Annotated in this window: 18 protein-coding genes and 1 tRNA gene; 10 read left to right on the forward strand and 9 right to left on the reverse strand. The window is 67.1% G+C overall.

What is annotated here, in order from left to right:
• The first annotated feature begins 169 nt into the window (after nucleotides 1-169).
• From CRO01_RS15500 to CRO01_RS15515, 4 genes are all read left to right on the forward strand, one after another.
• A tRNA-Cys gene (locus tag CRO01_RS15500) sits at nucleotides 170-245 on the forward strand.
• Between the two features lie 140 nt (nucleotides 246-385).
• Nucleotides 386-1,483, forward strand: coding sequence for an aminopeptidase (locus CRO01_RS15505; RefSeq protein WP_097010082.1), 1,098 nt, complete (start codon nucleotides 386-388; stop codon nucleotides 1,481-1,483).
• Between the two features lie 78 nt (nucleotides 1,484-1,561).
• Nucleotides 1,562-2,428: a redoxin domain-containing protein gene (locus CRO01_RS15510; protein ID WP_097010083.1), complete on the forward strand. Its 867-nt coding sequence runs from the start codon at nucleotides 1,562-1,564 to the stop codon at nucleotides 2,426-2,428.
• Nucleotides 2,429-2,560: 132 nt separating this feature from the next.
• Nucleotides 2,561-2,845: a DUF5789 family protein gene (locus CRO01_RS15515; protein WP_245838562.1), complete on the forward strand. Its 285-nt coding sequence runs from the start codon at nucleotides 2,561-2,563 to the stop codon at nucleotides 2,843-2,845.
• Between the two features lie 66 nt (nucleotides 2,846-2,911).
• On the opposite strand, the gene CRO01_RS15520 is transcribed toward CRO01_RS15515, so the two are convergent.
• On the reverse strand, nucleotides 2,912-3,955 hold the full coding sequence (locus CRO01_RS15520) for a DUF5784 family protein (protein ID WP_097010085.1): 1,044 nt from the start codon (nucleotides 3,953-3,955) through the stop codon (nucleotides 2,912-2,914).
• A gap of 164 nt (nucleotides 3,956-4,119) precedes the next feature.
• On the opposite strand from CRO01_RS15520, the gene CRO01_RS16395 reads away from it, so the two are divergent.
• A complete protein-coding gene (locus tag CRO01_RS16395; protein ID WP_245838563.1) occupies nucleotides 4,120-4,293 on the forward strand; it encodes a DUF5786 family protein in 174 nt (57 codons plus the stop codon).
• Here the strand turns inward: CRO01_RS16395 and CRO01_RS15525 are convergent.
• The 3 genes from CRO01_RS15525 to CRO01_RS15535 all read right to left on the reverse strand — a co-directional run bounded on the left by CRO01_RS15525 (nucleotide 4,280) and on the right by CRO01_RS15535 (nucleotide 6,972).
• Nucleotides 4,280-4,999, reverse strand: a complete 720-nt coding sequence (locus CRO01_RS15525) for a DUF7530 family protein (protein ID WP_097010086.1) — start codon at nucleotides 4,997-4,999, stop codon at nucleotides 4,280-4,282. The genes CRO01_RS16395 and CRO01_RS15525 overlap by 14 nt on opposite strands.
• Nucleotides 4,999-5,931 (reverse strand): NAD(P)H-binding protein, encoded by a 933-nt coding sequence (locus CRO01_RS15530; protein WP_097010087.1) that lies wholly within the window; start codon nucleotides 5,929-5,931, stop codon nucleotides 4,999-5,001. The genes CRO01_RS15525 and CRO01_RS15530 overlap by 1 nt, the downstream gene beginning before the upstream one ends.
• 138 nt (nucleotides 5,932-6,069) lie before the next feature.
• Entirely contained in the window at nucleotides 6,070-6,972 is a 903-nt protein-coding gene (locus tag CRO01_RS15535; RefSeq protein ID WP_097010088.1) for a YkgJ family cysteine cluster protein, read from the reverse strand.
• Between the two features lie 84 nt (nucleotides 6,973-7,056).
• Between CRO01_RS15535 and CRO01_RS15540 the strand changes: the two genes are divergently transcribed.
• Entirely contained in the window at nucleotides 7,057-7,293 is a 237-nt protein-coding gene (locus tag CRO01_RS15540) for a DUF7561 family protein (RefSeq protein WP_097010089.1), read from the forward strand.
• A 431-nt stretch (nucleotides 7,294-7,724) separates the two neighbouring features.
• Complete coding sequence (locus CRO01_RS15545; protein ID WP_375097351.1) at nucleotides 7,725-9,578, forward strand: helicase C-terminal domain-containing protein; 1,854 nt, start codon at nucleotides 7,725-7,727, stop codon at nucleotides 9,576-9,578.
• 36 nt (nucleotides 9,579-9,614) lie between these two features.
• On the opposite strand, the gene CRO01_RS15550 is transcribed toward CRO01_RS15545, so the two are convergent.
• Complete coding sequence (locus tag CRO01_RS15550) at nucleotides 9,615-9,872, reverse strand: hypothetical protein (RefSeq protein ID WP_143824975.1); 258 nt, start codon at nucleotides 9,870-9,872, stop codon at nucleotides 9,615-9,617.
• 105 nt (nucleotides 9,873-9,977) lie between these two features.
• Here CRO01_RS15550 and CRO01_RS15555 point away from each other — a divergent pair, with 105 nt between their 5' ends.
• The gene (locus tag CRO01_RS15555) at nucleotides 9,978-10,268 is read left to right on the forward strand and encodes a hypothetical protein (RefSeq protein ID WP_097010092.1); all 291 of its coding nucleotides are present in this window, start codon (nucleotides 9,978-9,980) and stop codon (nucleotides 10,266-10,268) included.
• A 230-nt stretch (nucleotides 10,269-10,498) separates the two neighbouring features.
• On the opposite strand, the gene CRO01_RS15560 is transcribed toward CRO01_RS15555, so the two are convergent.
• From CRO01_RS15560 to CRO01_RS15570, 3 genes are read right to left on the reverse strand one after another with little or no spacing between them, the layout of a single operon-like run.
• Complete coding sequence (locus tag CRO01_RS15560) at nucleotides 10,499-12,007, reverse strand: carotenoid oxygenase family protein (protein ID WP_097010093.1); 1,509 nt, start codon at nucleotides 12,005-12,007, stop codon at nucleotides 10,499-10,501.
• A 50-nt stretch (nucleotides 12,008-12,057) separates the two neighbouring features.
• On the reverse strand, nucleotides 12,058-13,128 hold the full coding sequence (locus CRO01_RS15565) for a class I SAM-dependent methyltransferase (protein ID WP_097010094.1): 1,071 nt from the start codon (nucleotides 13,126-13,128) through the stop codon (nucleotides 12,058-12,060).
• Nucleotides 13,121-14,254 carry a 60S ribosomal export protein NMD3 gene (locus CRO01_RS15570; RefSeq protein WP_097010095.1) on the reverse strand — a complete coding sequence of 378 codons (1,134 nt, stop codon included), beginning with the start codon at nucleotides 14,252-14,254 and terminating at the stop codon, nucleotides 13,121-13,123. The genes CRO01_RS15565 and CRO01_RS15570 overlap by 8 nt, the downstream gene beginning before the upstream one ends.
• A gap of 539 nt (nucleotides 14,255-14,793) precedes the next feature.
• Here CRO01_RS15570 and CRO01_RS15575 point away from each other — a divergent pair.
• Entirely contained in the window at nucleotides 14,794-15,474 is a 681-nt protein-coding gene (locus tag CRO01_RS15575; protein ID WP_097010096.1) for a DUF7504 family protein, read from the forward strand.
• Between the two features lie 193 nt (nucleotides 15,475-15,667).
• On the opposite strand, the gene ilvD is transcribed toward CRO01_RS15575, so the two are convergent.
• Nucleotides 15,668-17,410, reverse strand: coding sequence for a dihydroxy-acid dehydratase (gene ilvD, locus CRO01_RS15580; RefSeq protein ID WP_097010097.1), 1,743 nt, complete (start codon nucleotides 17,408-17,410; stop codon nucleotides 15,668-15,670).
• A 181-nt stretch (nucleotides 17,411-17,591) separates the two neighbouring features.
• On the opposite strand from ilvD, the gene CRO01_RS15585 reads away from it, so the two are divergent.
• Nucleotides 17,592-18,587, forward strand: coding sequence for a beta-ribofuranosylaminobenzene 5'-phosphate synthase family protein (locus CRO01_RS15585; protein WP_097010098.1), 996 nt, complete (start codon nucleotides 17,592-17,594; stop codon nucleotides 18,585-18,587).
• Nucleotides 18,588-18,620: the final 33 nt, after the last annotated feature.

Raw genomic sequence — 18,620 nt, forward strand, 5'->3', positions numbered from 1 at the left:
CGCGAGCCTCTGGAAACACCGCCTCGCCGCCTCCCATTCATACTCTCGACCCTCACGAGCAGCGCGCTCGTGGGGGTCGGTTCATTTCGAACGCGCACTGCTTGTGAGTGCCAACAGCAAAGCGCCGAAACGTAGCGCTTAAGCAGGTGACGGGGTTATCAATAACTGCGCCAAGGTGGCAGAGTCCGGCCGAACGCAGCGGCCTGCAGAGCCGCCCACCGCCGGTTCAAATCCGGCCCTTGGCTCTTCTACAGTTTCTTCACCGACAGTCCGCGGTCCGCAGCGTTGCAGTATGGCCAGTGGCGACGCCGTGGTAAAGGTGATCGACGATCGCTCGCGTACTTGGGGTGGACGCCTTTTTGTCGTGACGCCGCTGTCCAGTAGTATGGACCGACGAATCCGTGAGCACGCTGAGGTGCTCGTCGACTGGAGCGCACAGATCGAGGCCAGTGACGATGTCGTCCTTGCAGTGGGTGAGGGAACGCACGACCTCGCCGTAGCCACGGCAGAGCTCGTCGGCGAACGCGGCGCGAATCTCGTCGCGACGTACGCCGCCGACGAACTCCAGCGCGCGTACCTCAGAGGTCACGACGGCAATTTCGATGCGAATCCGGCACACGAACTCGCACTCGTCGAGAACGCGGATGTCTACCTCGCACTCGGTGGCGGCCGCAACACGAGCGCGCTGGCCGATGTCGACGCCGAGCGCCGCACCGCGTACGCCCAAGCGACCGAGGCGATTCGTGAGGCGCGTCTCAGCACGGACTGGGTGAAGACGGTACATCCGACTCGGTCGCTGGCCCAGCAGGCCGGCATGGCCTACGAGGAGTATCAGGACTTCGTCTACGATGCGACCCTCCGGGACTGGGAAGCGCTCGCTGCGGAGATGGAGCGGCTCAAAGAGATTCTCGACGAAGGTAGCGAGGTCCGACTCGTTTCGGCGGACACCGATCTGACGATGTCGATCGAGGGTCGCACGGCGGTCAACAGCGCCGCGTCGGTCGCCTACGACTCCCACAATCTACCCAGCGGAGAGGTGTTTACTGCCCCCTACGACACCGAGGGCGAGGTTTGCTTCGACGTGCCGATGACGATCAGGGGCGAGCGCGTCAATAACGTCTCGCTGACCTTCGAGGACGGCGAGGTCGTCGATGTCTCGGCCGACCAGAACGCATCCGTCATCGAGGAGATCGTCGACACCGACGACGGCGCCCGACGCCTCGGCGAGCTCGGCATCGGTATGAACCGCGGCATCGACCGGTTCACCGACAACATCCTCTTCGACGAAAAGATGGGAGATACTGTCCATCTCGCGCTAGGGAGGGCTTACGACGCGAACCTGCCAGCGGATGAGTCTGGCAACGACAGTGCCGTCCACGTGGACTTGATCACTGATGTCAGCGACGAGTCTCGACTGGTCGTCGACGGCGAGGTGGTACAGCGGAACGGCCGGTTCCGCTGGGAAGACGGGTTCGAGGAGTAGCCTTCGGTTGTTGTCACGAGCGCGAGCGTTGGGGGCGTGCCGTCGGAACTATACCGCTTCGGTCGCACGGTAGTTGGTATGATTGCAGAGGGAACGGCGGCGCCCGATTTCACACTGCCGGCTGCGGTCGACGGTGACATTCAGACGCTGACGTTCAGCGAGTACGCAGACAGTCGCATCACCGTACTTGCGTTCTACCCTGCTGACTTCAGCCCTTCGTGTACTGACGAGCTGTGTTCGCTGCGCGATATCGATCTGTTCAATCTCCAGCGTGATGTCACGATTCTCGGCGTTTCGACCGATAGCGCGTTCAGCCACCGGGAGTTCGCGCGTCAGAACGGACTCGAGTTTCCGCTCTGCAGTGACAACGACGGTCGCGTCGCACGGCGCTACGGCGTCCTCGGGGACGAGATTCGCGGTCACAGCCGACTCGCCCAGCGATCGGTGTTCGTCGTCGACGACCGCGGCACGGTTCGGTACGCTTGGACTGCTGAGGAGACAGCGCAGCTGCCCGATCTCGCTGCGGTCCGCGAAGCCGTCGACTCAATTCAGGACGATCGGAGCGCGATCGAGCGGTATCAGGAGGCTCACGATCACTTCAAGTACGGACAGTCGGAGCACGAGAGCGCGCTCACAGCCCTCGCAGACGAGGAGTGGCACGTCGCGGCCGAGGCGTTCGGCGAGGCCGAGTACTACTTCGAGGAAGCCGAAACCGGGTTCGATACGGCTCGGCGCTTCGCCGAGTCCGACAACATCTCGCGGGCTGGCGACCGGGCCAAGCAGAAAGCCAGCCACTACCGCCAGTCGGCCCGCTGGTACATCGGCGCAGCGCGGCGGTACGGCGAGGGAGAGATGGCTGCTGCGCGCGACGCCGCCGATGACGCCGAGGCAGCGCTGGACCGGGCTCGTGGAATGGAGCCGATTCCGGATCTGTACTCCGTTTGAGCGCCCGACCGTTGACATCGTTTCGTGATACCGCGCATCATATTACGCCCCTTAGTCTGGCAAAGGTCCTAGGACGCCTCGGAGGTTGTATATGGACAATGTTTATAATTATCTATCATCCACTATCTGGTGATGATGCGACGCACCCACGAACTGCTCACCGAGACGGAGTATCCGATCACGACCGACGAACTGGTCGAGCGGTACGGCGATCAACAGATCGAACTCGCCGACGGTACCGAAACGGTCGGTGAGATTCTGGCGCGACTGGACGGCGAGACCTACGAGCACAAGGAAGACGCCGAGTTTGCCATCTACTCGGCGGTCAGCGATCGAGCCATCGGCCGAAAGGGGTACAGCGATCGCGATCCGACGCCGCTTGGCAGTCCGCACGGTCCGGATCAGGTCTCGTTCTGACGGGACCAACTGCTCTTTGGGTTCTTTTTGCTCGTCGAAGATCCCACAGCGACCGCTCCGGCCCGCTCAGACCAGTTCGATGCCGCCGCCGAGATCGAGAGGAACGTTCCCGCTCGCGTATCCTTCGATCCGTCCGGACGGCCTCGCTCGGAACACGACCGCAGGTCGATGTGGAAGCGCGGGTCGCTCGCCCCGGACGGCCAGCCACTCGTCGTCCCGGAAGCTCGAACAGTCGACGAACAGCACGGCGTCGCCGTGTTCGCTGAGCTGGCCACTGGCCTTACTGTCTGCTGTCTCGCGCACGGCAGCCGACGGCGTGCTTGCAGTCCGTCGCGTCGGGGGTTGTGGGCGCGTCACCTCGACGATCGCGCTCGACTCACCGTCGTCGCTGTCGATTCCGCCGTCGGCGGCGCGGGCCCCGGTGGGCGTCGCACGGAAATCGAGCGAGTGTCCCGTGCCGACGGCGATCTCTGGCGTGACGCCGTACCCCGCGTCGGACAGGAGTTTTGCGGCGTTGAACTCGCCCATCGCGGCGGTCATGCGAACGCGGTCGAACATCTCGCTCGTGCCGAGCTTTCCGGCCATCGTTTCGCGCTCGTCGTCGAACACGCCGGTCGAGAGAAAGTCCTCGTAGAACGTCAGTGCCGCCTCACGGTCGGCGTCGGGAAAGCCGGCAGCGTGATCCCGAAAGAACGTCCTGGTCGTCGTCCGACCGTCTTTCGACATGAATACGGGGAGGAAAAACCACGCGAGGTGGTCGTACGGGTCGAGCCACGGCTCGGCGTCGTACAGCTCCGCCAGCAGCTCGCGCTGGCTGAACCGGGCGACGTGATAGGGTACTTCGGTCCAGCCGAACTTGTCGGTGCGCCAGAGCGCCTTCGGCGTCTCGGTGTTGCCGAGCCAGTAGGCCTCGTCGTCGCGCCAGACGAACAGCGCGATGTCGCCGTTGTCGACATCGAACCGCCGGACCGACCAACTGCCGCCGGGATCGATACGGGGTTCGACGGTGTCGGCCCCGAGATTGGCATCCAGCGGCGCCAAAAGTTCGCCCCGGACGCGCTCTGGCGTCCAGCGCTCGGTCGATTTGCGGAAACGCAGGGGACTGGCCACACCGCCCGTAGGATTTGTATCCGTATACCTGTTTTCCCAGCGTCTCGCGCCGGGCCGCCCTCGGTTCCGTTCGCGTGTCCCATAGGGACGCGTTTCGGACCGCCTGCTGTGTGAACAACCGTTACATTGATATGTGCCAGCGGCGTACAATGGTTGTAGTTACCATGTCAATGGGTGCCTATGACGAAGACGAACACGAGCGCCGCGAACAGAAGACCAGCGAGGTCGACGCCGACTTCGACGGTGCTCGATCGGAGTACCGCGGCACCGTCGAGTACGACTCCGGCGATTCCGCCGAGGAACTGCTCGACGCGTTCGAGCAGATCAAGTCCGAGTGACCGTCTCTCCTTTCGACCGTAACAGCAGCACCGACAGCCCGGTCGCCAGCCCGACCGCCAGCACGTGTCCCACGAGTGCGACCACCAGCAGCGGCCGGTCGCGGACGAACGGGACGAGCGATAGCTGCACGACGGCAAACACGACGTTCCAAGCGTCCAGACGGCTGTACGCGCGGGCCTGTGTGGACGTGAACTCGCCTCGGTAGCGGTAGGACCGCCAGACCGCGACTACGCTCGCCCACCAGCCGGTCCCGATACGGTAGCACACGTCCCACCCGATCAGCAGGGCCAGATAGACGGCCGGAAGCGGCGGATCGACGCCGAACAGCGCCTCCACCAGCGGCTCGCCGGCCTGTCTGGGATCGTAGACGAACAGGTGCGTGACGAACACGAGAAACGCGAGCAGGCCGAGTACGACCTCGAACCGCGACCCGAACAGCAGTTGCCGGTAGGGGTCGGGCCCGCCCAACGCTCGCACGCGCTCGCTGACGTGTAACATCACCGCCGAGCCGGCGCCGGCGACCGCGACCGCGACGGTGCCCACGAGGGCTGTGTCCCAGAGGCCGTAGACGGCCGCAAGTACGAGGACGGCCACCTCGAACAGCACCAACTGTAGCGCTACTGCACCGGCATTCGAGAGGTGGACACCCGGGATCGCTCCGACGATGCTCTCGTAGGTCCACGCGTCGCCGTAGTCGACGCCCATCACTCGTCCTCCCCCGCTCGCGCGGGCGCGGCGTCGATGTGCTCGTGTTCGATGGCGCGCTCCACGGCGGTCGAAAACGGTGTCAGATCAACGTCGACGTAGTCCCGGATACTGTCGTCCTCGACGACGACGGGCGTCTTCAGCCCGTCGATCAGCGGGTGGGCGACGCTTCGTGGCACGTCGGTCACGAGGTCGACCCAGTACGCCGACAGCCGCGGCGTCAACACCGGCACCGGGAGGACGAACAGGCGCCGACCAGCGACTTCGGCCGTCTCGACGAGCATCTCCTGATAGCTGAGCACCTCCGGGCCGCCGATCTCGAAGCGCCCGCCGGCGGTCGCCGGCGCGTCCAGAACGCCGGTGAGATACGCCACCACGTCGTCGACCGCGATCGGCTGGCACGGCGTTCGCACCCATCGGGGCGTCACCATCACCGGAAGTTTTCCGGTCAACTGGTCGATAATCTCGAAGCTCGTACTGCCCGGCCCGACGATGATCGCGGCCCGGAGCGTCGTCAGATCGAACGAGCCGCTGTCGAGAATCTCGGCCACCTCTTGGCGCGACTGGAGATGGCCCGATAGTTCCTCGCCGTCCGCGTGCTCGGCCCCCAGCCCGCCGAGGTAGACGACGCGCTCGACGCCGGCCTCGCTGGCCGCTTCGGTGAAGTTCCGTGCAGCGCGCCGATCGCGCTCGGCGAAGTCGCCGCTCGCCCCCATCGAGTGGACGAGGTAGTACGCCGCCTCGACGCCGTCCAGCGCGTCCTCGAAGCTCCCGGGCTCGAGTAAATCGCCTTCGGCGACAGTGACGCCGTCGGGTGGATCGTACCCCGAAGCATCCCTGACCAGCGCCGTGACCTGATGGCCCGCCTCGACGAGTGCCGGCCCGAGATGGCTCCCGACGAACCCCGTCGCACCGGTGAGCAACACGCGCATGATTCCTCCCAAGGACCAGATCGACTTAGTTACCACCCTACAGGGGTGTCTCGGACGTGCTGGCGTGCGCGTCTGGCGGTTGTGGTCTGTCTCAACTGGCCGTTTGTTGCGGTCTGTCCTTCTGGCCGTTCGTCGCGGTCAGTCCCAGCCGGGCGTTTCGGGTGCTCCACGATCTCCCTCGACGCGCTCGGCGACCGACGGCTCGGGCGTCGTCGACTCGCCGCGGACGGTTCGCTGTGGATCGGCGCCGTCGGCCACCTGCGCTTCGGCGTCGCTGCGCTCGGTCCACTCCGTGACCGCTGCACTGACCCACGAGTCGGCGTCGAGCGCGCGCTCGCGGGCCGCTTTGTAGCGCCGCTCGTCGATGCCGGTCGCGCCGGGGCTGGACGCCGCCGCGACGCCGACGAACTCCGCACGGTCTTTCGCGGTCGGTTCGCCGGTTGCGAGCCGATCGACGACGCCGTCCAGACGGTCGGGCTCGGGGTGGACGAACAACTTCTCGCCGATTGCCTGCGGGCCGAGCAAGAGTCCGTCGGCGTCCTCGGGCTCGTCGTCGAGCAGCCGCTCGCCGCCGAACGCCGCTTCGACGCGCTCGCATTCAGTTTCTTGGTCGAGCGCCAGATTGTGGCCGGGGTAGCTCGAACACTGCTCGGGGTAGAGGTCGTCGTCGTGGATCCGGCACTGCAGCGTCTCGGGATCGAGAAAGACACACGCCGGGAGCCACTGAGAGTCGGCGTCGAACGGCGCGACCGGCTTCGGAACCTTGCGCAACCCGACGAAAAACACGGGCTTGCCGCCGACGCCGGCCAGTTCGCGGCCGTCGATCTCGACGCCGCCGTCGTCCAGCCAGAGCCGCGGCGTCAGCGCGTCGCCGTAGCCCGCGTCGAGAAACGCCCGCACCTCCCCTCGCCGGAGGGGAACGAGGTTGTACGTGTCGTCGAGCGGTCGGCGCGGGCCGCGTCGCTCGTGATCGCTCGGAGACTCGGCCAGCGATCGCCAGTCGACACAACAGCCCGCACAGCCCTCACAGTCGACCTCCATACGTCCAATTCGATCGGAGCGCGCAAAAACGCCCCTCCCGGTTCGGTCGTGAACGCTTTCCGGACGGCGCCCCTACCCCGCTCCATGAGCACCGACCCCTGCGACGGCTGTGGCGCCGAGGTGCGGATCGGCGGCGGGATCGGCGACTTCTGGACGCTCTCGCCCGGTACGACCGGCGGGATGACGCTGGAACTCGACGACGACACCGAGCACTTCCTCTGTTTCGACTGCGTCGAGGAGCTACCCGACTACCCGTCTGCCGAGGACGTTGCGGCGCTGGATCGGCCTGTCGAGGCCGGCGACGAGAGCGACACCGAGTGAGCGCGACAGATCTGACCCCGTTTCTACAGCACACGACGACACAGCCTCCAAGCCATCGGCTCGTCCGGCCGTCGGTTCCGGTGGCGCGCGCTGTCGAGTCCTCGTGACGAGACAGCGTCGTGCGAGGGACGAGCGAGCGATAGCGAGCGAGTCGGTTGGGGAGGACGAGGTTGCTGTTCGGGCGGGACTGAAAGGGGCCGCCGCGCTCGATCCGGTGAGACGAAGTAAGCACCGCAGCGACCGCAGGGAGCGAGGAGCACAGCGAGTCGCAACCGGTGGAGCGTGGCGGGGGCTTTCGTGGAGTTCGCGGTCGCAGCTACTGTTCGAGAGAGCACAGCGTGAGCGTTCAGAGCACTCTCGACACAAAACTACCAACCCGCAACTACCGAGCACCGGAGTCGCAGTCTTTACCATCGTACGCCGCGGCCCACATGATAGTGGACGCCAGCCGCATCCTCGATGAGTTTCCCGCGCCCTCCTACCGCGGCAACCAACAGCAAGCCCTCGACGATATCCGCGACGCGTTCGAGGCCGGCAACGACGTGGTGCTGGTGCGCGCGCCGACCGGCAGCGGCAAGTCCCTGCTGGCCCGCGCCATCGCGGGCTGTGCGCGCCGTGGCGACGGCGCCGCGCCGAGCGAGGCCACCAGCGCCTACTACACGACGCCGCAGGTCTCCCAACTGGACGACGTTGCCGGCGACGATCTGCTGGAGGATCTCAGCATCATCCGGGGCAAGAGCAACTACAACTGCATCCTCCCCGACGAGACCGACACGTCGGTCGATCAGGCCCCCTGCGCCCGCGAGCGCGGCTACGACTGTTCGGTCAAGCACCGCTGTCCGTACTTCTCCGACCGGGCGATCGCCTCGAATCGCCGGATCGCCGCGATGACGCTGGCCTACTTCATGCAGACCGCCGGCTCGGACGTGTTCCGAAAGCGCGACGTTTGCGTGATCGACGAGGCCCACGGGCTCGCCGAGTGGGCCGAGATGTACGCGACGACCCACCTCGGTCCGCGAACGGTGCCGATGTGGGAGGACCTCCGCGTGCCCGACCTCGACGGCCCCGATCAGGCCGTCGACTACGCAGACGCGCTGATCGACACCTGCACGAAGCGCAAGGACGACCTGCTCCAGAAGGGCGACCTCGAACCCGCCGAGGCCGCCGAACGCGACCGACTGCAGGAACTCATCTCCGAACTCAAGTGGTTCGTCGAGGACTACCGCGACCCCCAGAGCTCGACGATGTGGCTCGTCGACCAGAACGACCGGGAGGGGGGCAGTGAGCAAGGCGAAGGAGGACCGGTCACGATCAAGCCGATGGATCCCGAGCGCTACCTGCAACACACCGTCTGGGATCGCGCGAACAAGTTCGCGCTGCTGTCGGCGACGATTCTCAGCAAGGACGCGTTCTGCCGGCAGGTCGGGCTCGACCCCGACGATGTCGCGCTGGTGGACGTGGGCCACACGTTCCCCGTCGAACATCGCCCGCTGTACGATGTCGCGCAGGGCAAGATGACCTACGAGCACCGCGACCAGACGATCCCGAAGGTGGCCCGTACGATCGTCCGAATCATGCGAAAACACGACGACGAGAAGGGGCTGATCCACTGCCACTCGTATGACATTCAGTCCCGGCTGAAGGAGCGCCTCGGCGACTTCGGCGTCGCCCAGCGCGTTCGCACCCACGACCGCGAGGACCGCGACGCCGCGCTGGAGGCGTGGAAAGACAGCGACCGCCCCGACGTGTTTCTCTCGGTGAAGATGGAGGAGGCCCTCGATCTGGAAGGCGACCTCGCGCGCTGGCAAGTGATCTGCAAGGCGCCGTACCCCAACACCGGCGACTCACGGGTCGCCCATCGATTGGAGGACGGCCAGTGGGGCTGGTACTATCGCACAGCCCTGCGGACGGTGATTCAGGCCTGCGGGCGGGTCGTCCGCGCGCCCGAGGACCACGGCGCGACGTATCTTGCGGATTCGAGCCTGCTGGATCTGTTCGACCGGGCGAGCCACGACGTGCCCGACTGGTTCGACGAGCAGATCGTCCGGATGTCCGAGCCGGACCTGCCGGCGTTCGATCCGGACGGTGCGCTCGGCGAGGTTGGATCGGCGCCGAATCGGCGCCGCAGCGCCGCCGGCGGCTCGTCGGAGCGATCGGAGCCGACCGGCAACAGCGGCTCGACGCCGTCGTCGGGCAGTAGCTCCACGTCGGCATCGCGCAGCGGGCGCTCGTCGAACTCCTCGCAAAAGTCCCCGATCACGGATGTCTGGGAGACCGACGACTAGTCGGGACGTGTCGGCTGGAAAAACTGCGGGACGGACTTAGTCCGCGAACGTCGGATCCGTCGCGGAATCGGTCGTCTGGTTGGAGGTTGGTTCGGGGGCCGGGACTCTGTTCGACGGCTCGGGCCACTCCGCCATCGACACGACCAGCTGTCGGTAGATCGCGGGGAAGACGACACCGACCGTCGCCAGCACGGCGATCTGGAGGAGGGGGCTGACGTAACTCTGGGCGGCGTACCAGAGCCCGACTGCGATAGCGACCGATGCGGTGGTCACCATAGTTTCGCTAGTGGGCATGTTCAATAGAAGTACATTCGCGTAAATATACCTTTCTATCGGTTGACACCATGTGTGTGGTACGCACGGGCGAGACTTTTGTTCGCACGCGTCACCACTTACAGTATGGACGCGACCCCGGCTGCGGTCCGCGAGCGCGCGCGAGTCGAGCACTACGAGCCGCCCGTCTACGGCATCGAGGAACCGCTCTGGCTCGCTACCGACGAGGAAACCGGCTGCACGGGCGCAGGCAAGATCGAAGCCGAGGCGGTCGGCAACTTGCTGTCGCTGGTCGCAACCCACGAGACGGCGGCCGTCGACGACGCCGAGTACATGAAATTCCCCGGCGAGGTTCACAAAAAGACGTGGACGGGCGACTCCGAGGGACTCCTCGGACGCGTGCTCGATCGGCTGTAGCCCGTTTTCGATCGGTTCGATGCCGTCGGTCCGATTACAGCGCTGCGGCGGTCATCGCCACGAGCGACGAGACCATCAGGAACACGAAGAACAGCGCGATGATCTGGCTTCTGTCCATACGCGACCGTTGCGCCCCGACCACCATAATTGGTGTGCTCCGTTCGGTGCTCGCAGGTGGCAGACGCCGCCCCCGACTCGGCGGCGCGAACACCGCTTCTGGCCACCACCAGTCAGGCCATCGACTGGATCGGCCGGCTCCCGTCCCGGTAGAACTGCCCGTGGAACCCGATGGGAAGCGCGTGGGGAAGCGGTGCTCGGGCGCGTACTGAGAGGTCAACGGCGTCCAAGACGACCAGCGCCGAACGCTCCTCGTCGGTGTCGAGGACGACCGAGAGGACGACGCCGTCGTCCTCGCCGTCGCGGCGTCCCGGCGGGGCTGGCACGAACACCGGCTCGCCGGGATGGACGCCTGCCTCCGACCACGTCCGCGCGTCGCCGGTCCCGACATCGACTTTGATTAACCGATTCAGGAACGTCTCCGGCGGATCGTGGCGGTTTCCGGCGGCGTAGACGTACCGGTAAGATCGTCCGTTTCGCTCGACGTAATCGATCGCGGGGAACGCCACCGGCCCCTCGTGCAGCGTCGTCGGCGTCGGTTCGACCGGCGTCTCGGACGCCGTCGCCCGGGCCGCTTCCGGGGATGGCACGCTCGGCATCTCGTCCGAATCGGTCGGTCCCACCGGGAGCCGGTAGCGCCGCAGTTCGCCCGCGGGCAGGTCGGGCTCGGCAGAGCGGAGATTCGACAGTTCGAAGTCGGTGACGGCGCTCGCGTCGTCGAACGCGACCAGATCGACGACCAGCTCGCCGTCCGCCTCGAAGGCGTTGGCGTGGTGGAAGACGAAACACGGGTCGGCGCGGTAGGGTCCGGCGACCGCGCCGATCGCGCGCTCGCAGACGAAAAATCGGGTGCCCTGCTCCGGCCGCCACTCGTGGGCGTCGAGAAACGTGTCGGCGGTCAGCAATCGGCGCGGCGACGTGACGAAGGGCGGTTCGGTGACGACGGCGTACCGGTCGGTCAGCGCGAAACTGTGGATGTAGGCGGGCTGATCGACTTCGATCGTCGCAACCGGCTCGCGCCGGGAACTCCCGTCCGGCCGTCGGTGGAGGACGTAGCCGCCGTTCCTGCCGTGGCGGGTGGCCAGCCCCCACGTCTCGCCCCGCCGCGGGTCGTAGTGGCGGTGAGCGGTCGAGCCGGTGGCGTCGACGCCGTCGTCGAAGCGCCGGGGTTCGAGCGTGCGCAGGCTGTCGGGGTCGAACGCCCACGCCCGCGGCGGCTCGGTGACGGCGACGAACTCGCCGCCGCGGTGGGTCACGGTGATCGAGGCGTTGTCCGTTAGCTCTCCGGAGATGAGTCGTCGCAGTCTACCCCTGAGACCGTCGTCGGGCCGGGTGCCGAACTCGTCGTGTCGGAGTGCACCCTCCGACCGCGCTCGCTCGTAGGCGTCGCTCCGGAGGAACCGGCTGGCGTACTCGACGCCGCCGTCGCGGATCGCAAACCGCCGGAGCAGCGCGAACCCGTCGAACCAGTGGTTCACGGTCTGATCGCCGACCGAAAACCGGCCGGGGCCGTTCCGAAGCAAAACGCCCGAGAGCCACTCGGGGAGGTCGCCCTCGACGGGCAAGTCGGTGGGTGGATGGCCCTCACCGTTGCGGAAGCCGAGTCTGTGGTCGGCGGCCATGCACGTCACGACGGGTGCCGGGGCCGTCAATGTACGCGTCCAGCCAGCGCTCAGACGATCCGCGCGTCGACGACGACGTGCCAGACGCCCTCGCTGTGGCTCTTGATTTTCCGCCGGCCTTCGATCTCGACGCCGCGGCCCGCCCGGTCGGCGGCGTCTTCGATCCGACCGACGGGGCGGTCCCACAGTTCGACCTCCGGCGTCGCCTCGTGGACGTGGACGACGCCGCCGGACGCCACCGCCGAGACGGCCGTATCGAGGTACTCGTGGGCCTCGTAGTAGCCCATCACGACCCGGTCGACGGCGTCGACCTCCACGTCCCGGCAGTCCGCGCGGTAGGCTTCGACCCGGTCCTGTACGTCGTTGAGGACGGCGTTCTCGATCAGGTAGCGGTACGACGCGGGGTTGATCTCCGCGGCAACAACGTCGGCGCCGGCCCGCGCCATCGGGAGCGTGAAGTAGCCGATTCCGGCGAACATGTCGAAGACGCGCTCGGGCGTCTCGGCATCCGTCCCGGCACTCCCACCGGTCTCGACGGCCGGCCCTACCTCGCCCGCGATCACGTCGGCCATCCGCGCGCGCTCGGCCTTGTTCCCCGGCGAGAACATCACCTCTCGGAGGTCGAGTGCGTAGCGCGTGCCGTGTTCGGTGTGGATCGTCTCCGTGGTCGGATCGCCGGCGATCACCCGGCTGTCGGGCTCGCGGCGCTCGCCGGAGACGCCCTCGTGAGCCAGCACGGTGTCGGCTTCGCCGTGCAGTTCGAGCAGGGCGTCGCCGAGCTCTGCTTCGCGCGGACAGTCCTCCAGCGTGACGAGCACGACGCTCCCGATCACGGCCCACGACCCCGGTGCGCGCTCGATTTCGGCGTCGCTCCAGCCTCGTTCGGCAAGCAAATCGGGCAGTGTCGTCCCCCGGCGCTCCGGGTCCGTCTGGACGACGACCTCGCGCACGTCGGTCTCGGCGGGCGCCGCCGTCACCGGGAGCGCGACCGTCTCGGCGCCGTACTCGACGACCTTTCGAGCGTCGTCGTAGACGCCCTCGGCGCGCAACTGCTCGGTGGCGACCTCGGCGCGGGGCTTCTCGACGACCGCCGCGAGCGCCCGGCCGTCGGCGTCAGGCATCGTCGTTCCCGTCGCGGTCGGCCCGATCGTCTTCGGGGAGCACGTGCAAGCCCGCCCGGCTCTTGAGTACGGGGACGGTCTCGGCGTCGGCGTCGAGGTAGTCCGGTCGGGCGATCGTCTTTGCGCGGTAGGTCTCGGGATCGAGCACCTGCACGGCGCGGTCGTCCTCGACAGTCACGAGGGTCGTCTCCTCGGCGTCGTCGATCGTGCCCAGCCGTTTGGCCTCGGGTGCGTCGCCCTCCTCGTAGGACGCCTCATAGCGCTCGCCGGTCGTCAGGCGGGTGCCCTTGAGATTTCCGCGGGCGCTGGTGACCAGCACGGGCCCGTCGTCGTCCTCGGGGTCGATCACTTCGCCCGGACGGTAGGGCGGCAGCCGGACGGCGAAGGTGACCCGGTAGACGCCGTTGCCGTCCTCGTCTTCGGAGACGAGCGTTTCGGAGTCGGAGTAGCTCCCGCCGAACTCCTCGACGACCTTGCGGGCGACTTTCATCCCGATCTTGTTGGTCGAGAGCTTGATATTCAGTCCGGCGTCGACCTCGGTCGCGTCGGTGACGAAGGCGTTGCGGTCGCCGGTCGCTTCCATCTCCTCGACGACTTCGTTTGCGATCTCTCTGGTGCGCTCGACCTCCTCGTCGGTCGGCGTCCGGTCGCGGGCGCGCAACTGGAGGATGCTGGCGTAGTAGTCCCCGGAGATCCGACCGCAGCGATCGCAGGTCTGGCGGGTGATCTTCACCGGAACCGTCACCTGCTCCTCGACGGGCGTGCCGTTGACCACTCCCGTAAAGAAACAGTGCATCCGGATGGTCGTCTGGTCGACCTGCTCGGGTTCGACGCTCCAAGCGACCTCTTCGGCGTCGAAGTGGACCGACAGCGACTCGCTGACCTCTTCGATCGCGACCTCGGTGTAGTCCTCGGCGCCAACGTCGACCCAGCGATTACCCCGATGGACCGCGCCGCAGGTCGCACAGACCCGCACCTGCACGCGGTCGGGCGCGTCGATCAACTCGAACTCCTCGAAGTAACACTCGTCGCACAGGGCGGGGTCGCCGCGGCGCTCCTCGCGGACCGATCGCGGCGTGTCGATGGCGTCGCCGCACCGGGGGCAGAACGCGCGCGTCTCGCTCATGAACGCGTGGTACGGGCCTGTGGCGTTTAAGGCGTCCGTTCTCCGCGCCGCTGCCGCCCCTACCGTGGTGTCACATCAACGTCGATCTCTCGACGCTCCGACCGTTCACGCGCCGGTACACTCGGGCTTACTGACGGGTCAACTCGCATAGCTCCCTATAACAAAGTGTCCCTCTCCCGACCGCTTTCCTGTGGCGCGGTGCCACGACCGGGGTCACGCGATGCTGCGCCCGCGCCACCGCCGGGCCGGCAGTCGGAGTCTCATGCTGGCGCCAACTGCCGCGCTCTCGGTGTTCGGGGGGTTGTTCCCCCACGTGTCTCCCGTTTTTCTGCTGTACATGGATACAGAGCCCAGATGCGTCCCGGGGTCGCGCTCTATAGTCGATCACACGCCGTTTTATTTTGACTCGATAATATCGAATATATTTCTTTTATTCTCGGTGTTGTTCGGCAAATACGCCTGTCTGAATAAATCGAAACGTCATGAATTGCCAATAGAATTAAGTCGTTACGAACTGCTACTTCGCTTGTGTTCGGCCCGTGAGTACACCACAGACCAGAACCGTCGGCGACGTACTCGCAGCGCTCCCCGACAACGGGAGCGTGCTGGTCTCTGGCGCGGGGCGTGAGACGCTCGGCCGACTTCCCTATCAGCTACTTCGGTCGTCCGTCGGCGTCGACGACGCCGCGGTCATCGTCACGACTGAGGACGCGGGCGACCGACTCGTCCGTCAGTTCACCAACTCCGGAGACAGCCCGGCCCGCTCTCGCGTCGGCGTCGTCGACGCTACCCCGTCGGGCCACCGGCAGGCGACGCCCGAGGACGGCATCTGGAGCGCGTCGTCGCCCGTCGATTTCAACGGCACTGGTGCCGGTATCGACCGCTGTCACGATCACCTCGATGGCGACGCCGTGCATCTGCTGTACGACACCCTCACGACGCCGCTTCTCTCCGCTGACTCGGAAACGGTCGCTCGCTACGCCCACCACGTCTCTCTGCGGGTCGACGACAGCCCCGGCATCGGCCTGTTTCCGATCCACACGAACGTGACTTCCGAACGGGACGCTGCCCGACTCAAACATCTCTTCGACGCCCACGTCGAAGTCCGCAAGTGCGGTGGCGAGCGGCAGGTGCGGTGCTCAGGCGTCGACAACGATTGGTGTGGCTGGCAGGACCTGCAGGACGGCGACGCGACTACCGAATTTTCAGGAATCGTGTGATTTGGTAGTGACGCCGCCGAATGCCGGCGCTCAGTCCTCTTTCGCGCCGGGGTTCAGTCCCACCTTTTTCCGCCTCGGGTGCGCTCGCTCACTTCGCTCGCGCACCACTCGACGCAAAAATCTGGGCCAAAAATCCGCTCGCTCCCGTGGTCGCTCGCGGTGAACCGGCGGCGATGCCGCCGGACGCCCGCGCTCAGTCCTCTTTCGCGCCGGGGTTGGTCACCGCGCCGTTTTCGGCCGAGCCGAACGACTGGCCGTACTTCGCCATCACGCCGCTGGTGTAGTTTGGCTCGGGCTCGTCGCGTTCTTCGAGGCGGCGCTCGATCTCCTCGTCGGTGAGGTCGACTTCGAGGGTGCGGTCGGCGATGTCGACGGTGATGACGTCGCCGTCTTCGAGCGCGCCGATCGGACCGCCCGTGTAGGCCTCGGGGGCGACGTGGCCGATCGAGAATCCACGGGTCGCGCCCGAGAAGCGGCCGTCGGTGATCAGCGCCACGTCCTCGGCGTGGTCCTGTCCGGCGACTGCGGCGGTGACGCCGAGCATCTCGCGCATGCCGGGGCCGCCCCGTGGGCCTTCGTTCCGGATTGCGATGACGTCGCCCGATTCGACGTTGCCCTCTTGGACGTACTTCATGGCGTCTTCCTCGCCCTCGAACACGCGGACAGGGCCCTCGTGGTGGAGGTCGTCGTCGCCCGTGACCTTGAGCACGGAGCCGCCCGGTGCGAGGTTGCCAGTCAGGATGCGGATGGCGCCTTCCTCGTTTTTGGGCTCGTCGACTGTGTAGAGGAAGTCGGCCTCGATCTCCTCGTCGTCGGGCAGTTCGCCCTGCGATTCGAGGTGTTCGAGCTCTTCGGCGATCGTCCGGCCGGTGATCGTGAGCTGGTCGCCGTGGAGCAGCCCGGCGTCGAGCAGGCGTCGGAGGACGACGGGGACGCCGCCGATCTCGTAAAGATCGTTCATCACGCGCGTGCCGCCGGGCTGGAGGTCGGCGATCTTGGGCGTGCGCTGGCTGATCTCGTCGAACTCCTCGATCGAGAGGTCGACCCCGGCCTCGGCGGCCATCGCCAGCAGGTGGAGCACGGCGTTGGTCGACCCGCCGACGGCGACCTGCAGCGCGATCGCGTTCTCGAAGGACTTCTTCGTGAGGATGTCGCTGGGCTTGCGGTCGTTCTCGATCGCGTCGACGGCGAGCTCGCCGGCGCGCTCGGCGACCTCGTAGCGATCCTCGTGTTCGGCGGGCGGGCCGGCGGCGCCAAGCGGCGCCAGCCCGAGCGCCTCGGCGACCGACGCCATCGTGTTGGCGGTGAACATCCCGCCGCAGGAGCCGGCGCCGGGGCAGGCGTGCCGTTCCATCTCGTCGAGTTCGTCCTCGCTCATCTCGCCCTGCGCGACGGCGCCGACGCCCTCGAACACGTTCTGGACGGTGATCTCACGGCCCTCGTGTTCGCCGGGCATGATCGACCCGCCGTAGAGGAACACGGAGGGCAGGTCGGTGCGGATCATCGCCATCATCATGCCGGGCATGTTCTTGTCGCAGCCGCCGATCGTCACGAGCCCGTCCATGCGCTCGCCGAAGGAAACGAGCTCGACCGAGTCGGCGATGACCTCCCGGGAGGTCAGCGACGCCTTCATCCCCTCGGTCCCCATCGAGATGGCGTCGGAGATCGTGATCGTGCCGAACTCGATCGGCATTCCGTCGGCGGCATCGACTGCCTCGTAGGCGCTGTCTGCGACATCGTCTAGGTGGACGTTACACGGCGTGATGTCCGCCGCTGGGTTCGCCACGCCGACCATCGGCGCGGCCAAGTCCTCGTCGTCGTAGCCCATCGCCCGGAACATCGCCCGGTGGGGCGCTTTCTCGACCCCTTGGGTGACCTCGGTGCTCCGGAGGTCGGGGTCTTTGTCGGCGTGGTGTGGCTCTTCCTGCTGGCTCATGTGCTGTAGGTTTTCCTCCGTCACCTTAAGTCACTTCACACGAACGTGTTTTCCCCTGTTCTGCCCGACGCCGACGGGCGCCGTCACCGCCGACGCGTCACGGCGCCGCCGGCCAGCGTCATCGCCGACGGACGTTGCCACCGTCGAAACCCCCTTTTCGCGCGACTGCCAACGCCTCGCCATGACTGACGCGCGAGTCGAGGCGACCGCTCGGCTCCACTTCGGCTTCCAGAACCTCTCGCTGGCCCACCAGCGACTCTACGGCGGCATCGGCGTCGCGCTCGACCGGCCGGCCTTCGTCGTGACCGCCGAGCGCGCCGAGGAGGTTTCCGTCCGCGACGACGCCGACGGCCCCGACGCGACCGCCGTCGCCAGCGAGCACGCCCGCAGAGCCGTCGATCTACTCGGCGTGCCCGGCGTCGCCGTCACGGTCCGCGAACGGTTTCCCAGACACGTCGGCCTCGGCAGCGGCACGCAGTTCGCGCTCGCGGTGTACGCCGCCGTCGCCGCGGCGCACGACCGGCCGGTCGACGTGCGCGCGGCGGCGCCGAAACTCGGTCGGGGCGGGCGCAGCGGCGTCGGCGTCGCCGGCTTCGAGCGCGGCGGCTTCGTCGTCGACGGCGGCCATCCCACCAGCCAGTTCACCACCGACCGGCCGGCCGACGGCGAGTGGACGGTACCCCCGGTCACCGCGCGCCACGACCTGCCCGACGACTGGCGGTTCGTGCTCGTGCTGCCGGACGCCGATCCCGGGCGGAGCGGCGACGACGAGGACTCAAGCATGCGCTCGGTCGTCGAGGACGCCGATCCCGCGCTGGCCGACGAGATCAGCGCCGTCCTCACCCGTCGGCTCCTGCCCGCTGCCGCGGCCGGTCGACGCGAGGCGTTCGGCGCCGCGGTCGCCGAGATCGGGCGGCTCAACGGCGCGTGGTACACCGACGCGCAGGGCGGCGTGTTCCGCCCGCCGGTCGGCCGGATCGTCGAGGAACTGGGCGAACACCCTGTCGTCTCCGGCGTCGGCCAGTCCTCGTGGGGACCGATCGTCTACGGGCTGACCGACCGCGACTCGGTCGGACAGGCGAAAGCCGCGGCCCGGGACGCGCTCGACGCCGCGAGCGTCGACGGGCGGGTGCTCGCTGCGGGCGTTCGCAACGAGGGTGCAGTTACCGAGCGTTGATACCGACGGCGCCGACCCGACGCCGTACAGCAC

Source organism: Natronoarchaeum philippinense (assembly GCF_900215575.1).
In the GTDB taxonomy this organism is placed as follows: domain Archaea; phylum Halobacteriota; class Halobacteria; order Halobacteriales; family Natronoarchaeaceae; genus Natronoarchaeum; species Natronoarchaeum philippinense.

Bases quoted from the DNA above. Each gene is read 5' to 3' on its own strand.
- ilvD (WP_097010097.1), bottom strand. From the start codon at position 17,410: ATGAGCCAGCAGGAAGAGCCACACCACGCCGACAAAGACCCCGACCTC.
- CRO01_RS15585 (WP_097010098.1), top strand. From the start codon at position 17,592: ATGACTGACGCGCGAGTCGAGGCGACCGCTCGGCTCCACTTCGGCTTC.
- CRO01_RS15525 (WP_097010086.1), bottom strand. From the start codon at position 4,999: ATGGGCGTCGACTACGGCGACGCGTGGACCTACGAGAGCATCGTCGGA.
- CRO01_RS15540 (WP_097010089.1), top strand. From the start codon at position 7,057: ATGAGCACCGACCCCTGCGACGGCTGTGGCGCCGAGGTGCGGATCGGC.
- CRO01_RS15550 (WP_143824975.1), bottom strand. From the start codon at position 9,872: ATGCCCACTAGCGAAACTATGGTGACCACCGCATCGGTCGCTATCGCA.
- CRO01_RS15565 (WP_097010094.1), bottom strand. From the start codon at position 13,128: ATGCCTGACGCCGACGGCCGGGCGCTCGCGGCGGTCGTCGAGAAGCCC.
- CRO01_RS15510 (WP_097010083.1), top strand. From the start codon at position 1,562: ATGATTGCAGAGGGAACGGCGGCGCCCGATTTCACACTGCCGGCTGCG.
- CRO01_RS15570 (WP_097010095.1), bottom strand. From the start codon at position 14,254: ATGAGCGAGACGCGCGCGTTCTGCCCCCGGTGCGGCGACGCCATCGAC.
- CRO01_RS15530 (WP_097010087.1), bottom strand. From the start codon at position 5,931: ATGCGCGTGTTGCTCACCGGTGCGACGGGGTTCGTCGGGAGCCATCTC.
- CRO01_RS16395 (WP_245838563.1), top strand. From the start codon at position 4,120: ATGTCAATGGGTGCCTATGACGAAGACGAACACGAGCGCCGCGAACAG.
- CRO01_RS15555 (WP_097010092.1), top strand. From the start codon at position 9,978: ATGGACGCGACCCCGGCTGCGGTCCGCGAGCGCGCGCGAGTCGAGCAC.
- CRO01_RS15515 (WP_245838562.1), top strand. From the start codon at position 2,561: ATGATGCGACGCACCCACGAACTGCTCACCGAGACGGAGTATCCGATC.
- CRO01_RS15545 (WP_375097351.1), top strand. From the start codon at position 7,725: ATGATAGTGGACGCCAGCCGCATCCTCGATGAGTTTCCCGCGCCCTCC.
- CRO01_RS15560 (WP_097010093.1), bottom strand. From the start codon at position 12,007: ATGGCCGCCGACCACAGACTCGGCTTCCGCAACGGTGAGGGCCATCCA.
- CRO01_RS15505 (WP_097010082.1), top strand. From the start codon at position 386: ATGGACCGACGAATCCGTGAGCACGCTGAGGTGCTCGTCGACTGGAGC.
- CRO01_RS15535 (WP_097010088.1), bottom strand. From the start codon at position 6,972: ATGGAGGTCGACTGTGAGGGCTGTGCGGGCTGTTGTGTCGACTGGCGA.